Raw genomic sequence first — 8,698 nt, 5'->3', positions numbered from 1 at the left:
GGCTAATGAGTGGACCATCGAGTGGTTTACGCACTTCCAACAAGATTTCCTAGTCCGATGGAAGAAGAATCATTTACTTATACACTCAACTAAAGGTAAAAAGCAAACCCATCTTCTAGCTCGCTCTTTTAAAGCTAGAAGTAAAAAGATTGTGCTCGATTCCCAGAGAAAGATTCTCAAGAGCATTTCTATTGCTTGGACTCAAGTACAACACCCTAGTTTTGAAGACATTAACTTGTCGTTAGTAATAGTGAGAGATACCAAAAACTATCAGTCACCACTATATTTACTAACCTCATTGCCTGTAGAATCAGCTAAGGATGCTTGGGAAATATGTCATAGCTACATGCACCGATGGAATATTGAACAGGCGTTTAGATTCGCCAAAACTGAGCTAGCTATTGAATCTCCAAGGTTATGGTTTTTCGAGAATACCCTCAAATTATTAGCCATTGTCACGCTCATTTACGACTTCTTGATGAAACTCATCAGGAATTGGCCATCTATTATCAAGATAATCATCAATCAATTTGCTCATAGAACAGGAAATCGGTGCCAAAATGCTTTGACACCGATTTATCGATTGAGAACTGCCATCCAAAACATGCTATGGTGCTACTTCGCACAACAAAATTCGGGATGACTCATGTTATACTTATAATACAAAATGTCTCTGTTGTAGAGACGCAATCATTGCGTCTCTACAACAGAGACATTTAATAAAATCACTCATTCACACAATCACCATTCACTCAATATCCTAGTGAACATCTGACCCACCTGTTACGCTCTTTTTTACGACTCTGGCATTGCCTGAAATATACACATCCGAGCCACCTGTAGCAGAAATACTAATTTCTTTTTCAGCCCAAACATAAGCGTCAGAACCACCTGTTGCCGATACGCTACAAAAACTAGAACGTAGTTTATTAGCTTTCAAATCACTTCCTCCTGTTGAGCTTGCTTTCAAAACAGTGGTATTGCCTATTAGTGTGACATCCGAGCCTCCTGTTGTGCTACAGTCAATTTCGTCGGCATCTATTTCTAATTTAACATCCGAGCCACCCGTTGCACGAATGGTGAGTTTTATTAATTCAAGCTTTTTTTCTGAATATACATCCGAACCACCTGTTGCCGAAATAGAATTGAGGTCTTTTACCGTTACGTAAGCTTTTACAGGTTTTGAGTTCCATTTGAACCAGCCCCATTTTGAGTTTTCGATATATATGCGGATTACGCCGCCATTGTTATCTACTCTAATATCATCTTGGCGATCTTCAGCGGCACTAATACTAACCGACTCGCTGGAGCCTTGTGTGAGGTATAAATCAATTCCTCCCGAAACTTGAATACCTTTAAATGAGCCTACATTACGTTTTTGGGTTACTACTTGTGCCTGAGCAACAGTAATGCAAGAAATCAATACAATAGAAACGAGGAAAAGAATCTTTTTCATAGTAAAATCTTTATTTGATGACAGTATATTTTATGTCTATTAGATGCAGGGCTTCAACTAAAGGTTGCATCGACAAAAGATTATTCTAGCGTATTTAAGAAGGAAAAGAAATTTTCCCCATTGTCACCGAAGGAATTCCTCTTCGAGTACCAAAGTCAGACTCGCCTCCAGCTACTGTTTCGTTGGCTAGAATGGCGAATAATACAGCTTCTTTGGCATCGCCATTGATACCTAGTTCATTGGTTTTGGCAAATTTGGCAGGGATAAGTTCTTGAAGCCATTCCATTAGCAAAGGATTGTGCATCCCTCCACCCGAAGTATAAACTGTGAAGTCGGAAAGGTTAGATAGATTAAGCGAATGTACTGCTTCGGCAATCGTCTCGGCACTAAAGCGTGTGAGGGTGGCCAATAAATCATGACTCGGAATATGTAGCGTGTCGCTGATTTCTTGAGCACGATATACATAAGCTTTGCTAAATAATTCGGGGCCTGTAGTTTTTGGAAAAGGTTTTTTGAAAAAATCATCCTCCTTCAAAGCATCTAATAAAGCTTGATTGACAATTCCTTGCTTTGCTAAAAGAGCATCTTTATCATAAGCCATATCAGGGTAGAAGGTTCTGGTAAAAGCATCGAGCAAGGTATTTCCTGTTCCTGTATCTGTCACAAAAACCTCTTCAGGGTTCATATTGGCAGGCAAGTAGGTAAAGTTGGCAATACCACCCATATTTAGCATAATGCGATTTTCACCTTTTTACCAAAAATAAAATAGTCGCCATAAACAGCCAATGGCGCGCCTTCGCCACCTGCGGCTACGTGCTTTTGTCTAAAGTCAGCGATGGTAATAATGCCCGTGTTGACAGCTATATGGTCGCCATCTCCAATTTGAAGGGTTGCATTGGGGAATTTGTCTATCCCATGCAAAATTTTTGGCGCGTGCATCACCGTTTGCCCATGCGAAGCAATAAGGTCAACGTCTTGGGGTGAAACATTCCATTTTTGGAGGCATTCCAAAATCATATTGGCATGCAATACACCAATCCACTCGTTGAGCATCGTCAGATGTGGAAAGTTGACGGTTTCTTTAGCAAAAACCTGACGAATTTCTTCTTTAATATCTTCGGTGTATGGAATGGTGTCAAAATCTAACAATTTGACTTCTGTACTTTCGCCTGCACCCGAAATCTCGCAAAGAGCCACATCAAGTCCATCCATCGACGTTCCCGACATCAAACCAATAATTTTACGAGAAGGTTTTTGGGCAATTTGGTAAAGAGATTGAAGGTTTTTGTTCATGAGGTTGATTTTCGTTGATGATTCTCAAATTTACGAAGTTGGAATGTATTTAGTGTATCAAGGTGAGGTTTTGTTTTTTTAACTAAAAACTGTTTTAAATAATAAATCCTTTATCTGTGTGTAACAAATAAAGGATTTACCCAAAATGCTATTGATTACTATCAAGAATAAATTACTTAGCCGTTGCAATGGTGATGTTTCTAAACTCAATTGGTCCGTGGTCACCTTGGAACATAATTGGTCCTGCTTCTGCCTCATTGCTATCAATAGCGCCACCCGTAATGCCTGGTATCTCCGCTTTATAGATGGTTGTTTTGCCATTTAGCACTACTGTTACAACTCTCCCAACCAAGGTAATATCATAACTTTGCCATTCTCCCGCTTTTTTAGCAGGCATTTCTAAAGGCTTCACAAAACCATAAATACCTCCCAGCTCAATAGCGGATGGTTCTATGCCGAAACCGTCCGTAATCTGTACTTCGTAGCGTCCACGTAGATATACACCACTATTGCTACCCTCTGGCACACGGAATTCAACGTGTAATTTGAAATCACCGAAGGTTTTTGTTGTTCTGATATTAGCACCTGATTTTGGACTTTTCAAAGCACCATTCTCAACAATCCATTGGTTTTCGCCTGCGGCAGGGCGGTCTTCTCTTCCAATAATTTCCCATCCGTCTAAGTTTTTACCATTGAAAATAGGCATTGGTTTTCCAAAAATAGGCTCCTTAGACTTTATCAATTTTGGTGCTTTTACACCCACCCAATTTACCACCTCGCCGTTAGGCTGATTCATTGTTCCTTCCAATTTTCCGTCTTTCAAGATAGCCTCTACTACAAGGTCTTTATCTTCTCTGTCCCACTGTGGAGGAATGGCGAAAGACATTTTATTATCCTTGAAATATACTATTGAGATAGGTCTGGCACTACCGCCACTACCCACAAAACGCCCATTGAGGTATTTTACCCCAGAATGGTTAATTTCTAACCAAGACGGGAATTTTTTATTTCCTTTCGTAATGGTAATATCCCAACGTCCTTCTATACTTTGAGCCGTAATGGCCAAGGTTGAGCATAAAATACACAGAATTATCAAATGTAATTTTGTAATGAGTTTTTGCATGGTAGTATTGTTTTTGGTTAAATGGTTTTCACAACGATTTGTCGTTGTCGGCAAAACAACAATGCTAAAATTAATTAAAATTTTGTAAGATAAGCCGACAAATCGCAATGGAAGGCATATAGATAATGGTAGGAGTCATTATCTATTGAGTGAATTGGTGATTGAGCCAATGAGTGATTTCGCTCTTCGAGATGTTCCGAAGGACAATCTCGAAGTTCAAATAAAAAGGATTTCCAATCCGCTACAAACTAATAAGCTGCTAATTCCAATAAACCCTTCCTAACGCCATAGCAATCTCCACAACTACTGTATTGATATTCTTCCTCTTTTTCCACTATTCCAGCTCGAACAGGGTTAAGGTGAATATATTTCATTTTAGTATCAAAAAATGATTGACTTGTTATTTCTTCTCCGTGGTAGCCTTCTTCCCAAAAACAAACTTTGTCCTCTTTCTTGAGTAGCCAAAGCATCCATCTTTTTCGACTTTCTTTTGGATTTTTTTCAATAGCTCTAATAATAGCAGTGGCTGTAAACCGCTTAAAATCACGTAAAATATCACTTAACGGAACTGTATCGCTTTGGATAATCAAATGAATATGGTTACTCATTACAACCCAAGCATAGATTTTTAATCCTTTTTCTTTCTGGCAAAAGCGTAGGCTTTCTAATAAAATATCTACATATTCTTTTCTGGTAAATACGTCCACCCATTGATGGACAGTGCTTGTAATAAAATACAAGCCATACTGGTCTTTTACTCGGTATTCGTAAGGCATAGTTTTAAAATATGTTTATCTAAGTGTATTTTTTGTTTGTAACGGATTGGAAATCCTTTTTATCTAAACTTCGAGATTGTCCTTCGGAACATCTCGAAGAGCGGGACGAATGTTGGAGCTACTGATAGAAAAATACCAACTAATGATTAGTAATGAATTCTTCATATTTTGCTCCATCGCATCTGAAACATATTCCATTTTGAACATGATTGAACTCAGGAAATACCCCTGCCCCAAAACACCTTAAACATGGAGTTAAAGAGCCTACTACCTGTCCATTTTCATTTAACCATTTTGTTTTTTCTTTCCTATGAATGCCTTCATGGCATCTCCAACATAGAGTTATTAATGCCTCATCGGGATAATCCCAAGGTAATTTCCCCATTTGATAATATTTATGATGAACATGGAGATTTTTAACTTCTGACCAATTGAGAGCATTCAACTCTAAATTATTAATAGATGCTTTAATTTTTTTTTCAATGAGTTTACTAATAATTAGTCTACGAGGGGGATCGTAAGATTTTAAATAGTATCTTATTGCTTCACGCCTATGTGGCTCAAATTTTAAAAGTTCATTATTAATGTTATTTTCAATTTCTTCGTCAACTTCATTTTCACTAATACTTATATTAGTAGAGAAAAAACCAATGACCTTATTTAAGGTTGAATCTTCTTCATAAACTACGATTAATATATCTTTTAGAGAGCTTTTCAAACTTGAATAAAACGTAAAATTTCTTTCTGTAAAAACCTCTGTACCATTAGAATTATGAATATTTATTATGGTTGAATTACCTTTGCTTGGTTTTAAGGAGAAGGTTGATAAATTGTATTCTAAATGACTTTTATTAAAACAATGTTGGCATTTGTTATTATCTCGCTTAATAATTTCTTCTCTTTTGACTTTCCAATAGTCAGACTGTAATAAATCTCTGTAGATAGGCATTTTAAAGTAGTTTATTAATTTTTATTACTGCTTTCACTCTTCGAGACGTCCCACAGTAAAGTTCTGTGAAATAATCTCGAAGTTTAGATAAAATAACCCGTTAAAAACTACCCATTCAATTCTTCCTTCAAAAACTTAGCCGTAAAACTACCTTTCACCTTAGCTACTTGCTCAGGTGTACCTTCAGCGATGATTTGTCCACCGTTGCGACCACCGTCTGGACCCAAGTCAATCACATGGTCGGATACTTTGATGACATCCAAATTATGCTCGATAATCAACACAGTATTTCCTTTATCTACAAGCTTTTGTAATACTTCCATCAAAGCTTTAATATCTTGAAAATGAAGACCAGTCGTTGGTTCGTCGAGAATATAAATGGTTTTACCTGTATCTCTTTTCGAAAGTTCTTCGGCTAGTTTTACGCGTTGGGCTTCGCCACCCGAAAGGGTTGTTGCTTGCTGACCTAGCGTCAAATAGCCTAAGCCAACCTCATGTAAGGTCTGAACTTTACGCTGAATTTTAGGTTGATTTTCGAAAAAGCTTACAGCCTGTTCTACCGTCATATCCAGTACATCTGCAATGGATTTTCCTTTAAATCGCACTTCTAAGGTTTCTCTGTTAAAGCGTTTGCCTTTACATGTTTCGCAAGCGATATGTACATCAGGTAAAAACTCCATTTCGATTTTTTTCATCCCTGCACCTTCACAATCTTCGCAACGACCGCCTTTTACGTTAAAGCTAAAACGTCCTGCTTTGTAACCACGAATTTTAGATTCTGGCAATTCGCAGAAAAGCGTTCGAATATCCGAAAACATTCCTGTGTAAGTGGCAGGGTTGGAGCGTGGCGTACGACCAATCGGCGACTGATCCACTTCAATTACTTTATCCAAAAACTCCAAACCTTCCACAGCCTTGAATGGCATAGGTTCACGTTTGCTATTAAAGAAATGGCGATTGAGAATTGGGAAAAGCGTTTCGTGAATTAAGGTAGATTTTCCCGAACCACTTACCCCAGAAATCGCAATCATCTTGCCCAAAGGAAGTTTTAGCGTAACATTTTTGAGGTTATTGCCACTAGCACCTTTGATGACTAAGGTATTGCCATTGCCTTTACGACGTTGTTTGGGTACTTCAATATTGGTCTCGCCACTTAAAAATTTAGCAGTGGTCGAGTTATTTTTCAAAAACTCCTCAGGTGTTCCCTGACCCACAATCGAACCTCCGTGACGACCAGCACCAGGGCCAATATCCACGATATAGTCTGATTCGAGCATCATATCTTTGTCGTGTTCTACAACCAAAATAGAGTTGCCCAAATCACGCAAATCTTTGAGCGCTTGAATCAATTTGACGTTGTCACGCTGGTGCAAACCAATACTTGGCTCGTCCATGATATACAACACATTGGTCAACTGCGTACCAATTTGGGTTGCCAAACGAATACGCTGCGCCTCGCCACCCGAAAGCGTTCTGAGTGGGCGGTTGAGCGTAAGGTATTCCAAGCCAATGCCCGTCAAGAAACCGATACGCTTGCGGATTTCTTTAAGAACCTCACGACCGATTACATTTTGGCGTTCAGACATGCGCTCTTCGAGTCCTTCAAACCATTTGGCTAAGTCCGAAACATCTAGCTGTGCTAATTCAGCAATATTTTTATTATCTATTTTAAAGAAAAGTGCTTCTTTTTTCAGACGTGCCCCATTACAGTCTGGACAGGTGCGAATCATCATAAAATCCTTGAGCCATTCTTGAATTTTATCCGAGCCACTTTCTTGTTGTCTTTTCAAGAAATTGATAATTCCCTCGTACTTGGTATTCCATTCTGTACCTTCATATTTTTTGGAAGGAACTGGAACAGGCTCGTCAGAACCATACAACATAATTTCGACAGCTTCTTTGGGAAATTTGTCAAGCGGAGTAGTCAAACTTACTTTAAAAGGTTTGAGTAAAACCTCTAATTGCTTGAAAATCCACATCTCACGGTACTCACCAATGGGAGCAATGGCTCCACGGCTAATACTGAGACTTTTATCAGGAAGGATAGCTTCTTCTGTGATTTCCTCAACAACTCCCAAGCCCTGACAACAAGGACACCAGCCATAAGGAGAGTTGAACGAAAAGGTATTAGGCGCAGGTTCGTCGTAAGAAATCCCCGTTTTAGGATCCATCAAGAATTTAGAAAAATTGCGGACTTCACCTTTTTCATCACGAATCATCATCAAACCTTTTCCTTGATTCAGGGCTGTTTGAACAGATTGTGAAAGGCGGAAGCGATCTTCTGCTTTTACGACAATACGGTCAATGACAATCTCGATATCGTGGATTTTAAAACGGTCGAGCTGCATTTTTGGCTGAATATCCATCACCACGCCATCGACACGTACTTTGGTATAACCCAATTTGGCAATCTGCACAAAAAGCTCACGGTAATGTCCTTTACGACCTTTGACAATCGGAGCCAAAATGATTAATTTCTGATTATCATAATCATGCAGAATGACATCAATAATTTGGTCGACCGACTGTTTAATCATTTTTTCGCCCGACAAATAACTAAATGCTTCTCCTGCACGAGCATAGAACAAACGCATAAAGTCATAGATTTCGGTAACAGTACCTACGGTCGAGCGAGGGTTTTTAGAAGTGGTTTTTTGCTCAATCGAAATTACAGGCGAAAGCCCATTGATTTTGTCCACATTGGGGCGTTCCATACCGCCAATAAAGCTTCGGGCATAGGCCGAAAAGCTTTCCATGTAACGACGCTGTCCTTCAGCATAAATGGTATCAAATGCTAATGAAGATTTCCCCGAACCACTGATGCCAGTAATAACGACAAGTTTGTTGCGAGGAATAGTGAGGTCAATATTCTTTAGGTTATGTTCTCTTGCTCCGAGCACTTCGATATGCTCATAGCCTGTGTTGTCTGTGAGGTTGGACATGAAATAAGGAATATAATTGAATGCAAAGGCAAAGGGATAATTCACCAAGCCATTAATTGGATAACATTAATTGCCTTAGTAAAGTTACCAAAATTTGTGAAGGTTTTTGAAGAAAGCTTTTAATAGTGGAGAAGGTGCAAAGGCACAGAGGCACAAAGT

The 8,698-nt window shown here is 38.9% G+C and carries 7 protein-coding genes and 1 pseudogene; 1 reads left to right on the top strand and 7 read right to left on the bottom strand.

What is annotated here, in order from left to right; all coding sequences use genetic code 11:
- Positions 1 to 643: pseudogene (locus BWI92_RS27205) on the top strand (hypothetical protein); the annotation flags it as partial.
- Positions 644 to 760: 117 nt separating this feature from the next.
- Here the strand turns inward: BWI92_RS27205 and BWI92_RS03825 are convergent.
- The 7 genes from BWI92_RS03825 to uvrA form a co-directional block, all read right to left on the bottom strand.
- Positions 761 to 1,456, bottom strand: coding sequence for a head GIN domain-containing protein (locus tag BWI92_RS03825; protein ID WP_095160801.1), 696 nt, complete (start codon positions 1,454 to 1,456; stop codon positions 761 to 763).
- Positions 1,457 to 1,550: 94 nt separating this feature from the next.
- Positions 1,551 to 2,189 (bottom strand): anhydro-N-acetylmuramic acid kinase, encoded by a 639-nt coding sequence (locus tag BWI92_RS28595; protein WP_310588854.1) that lies wholly within the window; start codon positions 2,187 to 2,189, stop codon positions 1,551 to 1,553.
- Positions 2,183 to 2,749: an anhydro-N-acetylmuramic acid kinase gene (locus tag BWI92_RS28590; RefSeq protein WP_310588853.1), complete on the bottom strand. Its 567-nt coding sequence runs from the start codon at positions 2,747 to 2,749 to the stop codon at positions 2,183 to 2,185. Before BWI92_RS28590 ends, BWI92_RS28595 begins: the two co-directional genes overlap by 7 nt.
- Positions 2,750 to 2,921: 172 nt before the next feature.
- Positions 2,922 to 3,872, bottom strand: a complete 951-nt coding sequence (locus tag BWI92_RS03815) for a DUF1080 domain-containing protein (protein ID WP_095160800.1) — start codon at positions 3,870 to 3,872, stop codon at positions 2,922 to 2,924.
- Positions 3,873 to 4,120: 248 nt separating this feature from the next.
- On the bottom strand, positions 4,121 to 4,648 hold the full coding sequence (locus BWI92_RS03810) for an REP-associated tyrosine transposase (RefSeq protein WP_095160799.1): 528 nt from the start codon (positions 4,646 to 4,648) through the stop codon (positions 4,121 to 4,123).
- 139 nt (positions 4,649 to 4,787) lie between these two features.
- Complete coding sequence (locus BWI92_RS03805) at positions 4,788 to 5,597, bottom strand: hypothetical protein (RefSeq protein WP_095160798.1); 810 nt, start codon at positions 5,595 to 5,597, stop codon at positions 4,788 to 4,790.
- 107 nt (positions 5,598 to 5,704) lie between these two features.
- Positions 5,705 to 8,539, bottom strand: a complete 2,835-nt coding sequence (gene uvrA / locus BWI92_RS03800) for an excinuclease ABC subunit UvrA (protein ID WP_095160797.1) — start codon at positions 8,537 to 8,539, stop codon at positions 5,705 to 5,707.
- Between the last annotated feature and the right edge of the window lie 159 nt (positions 8,540 to 8,698).

It is taken from the genome of Flectobacillus sp. BAB-3569, assembly GCF_002270355.1.
GTDB lineage: Bacteria > Bacteroidota > Bacteroidia > Cytophagales > Spirosomataceae > Flectobacillus > Flectobacillus roseus.
Note: the sequence above shows the minus strand (reverse complement) of the source record. Positions and strands in the feature narration are given on the sequence as shown.

Coding starts and splice junctions, on each gene's coding strand:
- uvrA (WP_095160797.1), bottom strand. CDS start 8,539: ATGTCCAACCTCACAGACAACACAGGCTATGAGCATATCGAAGTGCTC.
- BWI92_RS28590 (WP_310588853.1), bottom strand. CDS start 2,749: ATGAACAAAAACCTTCAATCTCTTTACCAAATTGCCCAAAAACCTTCT.
- BWI92_RS03815 (WP_095160800.1), bottom strand. CDS start 3,872: ATGCAAAAACTCATTACAAAATTACATTTGATAATTCTGTGTATTTTA.
- BWI92_RS03810 (WP_095160799.1), bottom strand. CDS start 4,648: ATGCCTTACGAATACCGAGTAAAAGACCAGTATGGCTTGTATTTTATT.
- BWI92_RS28595 (WP_310588854.1), bottom strand. CDS start 2,189: ATGCTAAATATGGGTGGTATTGCCAACTTTACCTACTTGCCTGCCAAT.
- BWI92_RS03825 (WP_095160801.1), bottom strand. CDS start 1,456: ATGAAAAAGATTCTTTTCCTCGTTTCTATTGTATTGATTTCTTGCATT.
- BWI92_RS03805 (WP_095160798.1), bottom strand. CDS start 5,597: ATGCCTATCTACAGAGATTTATTACAGTCTGACTATTGGAAAGTCAAA.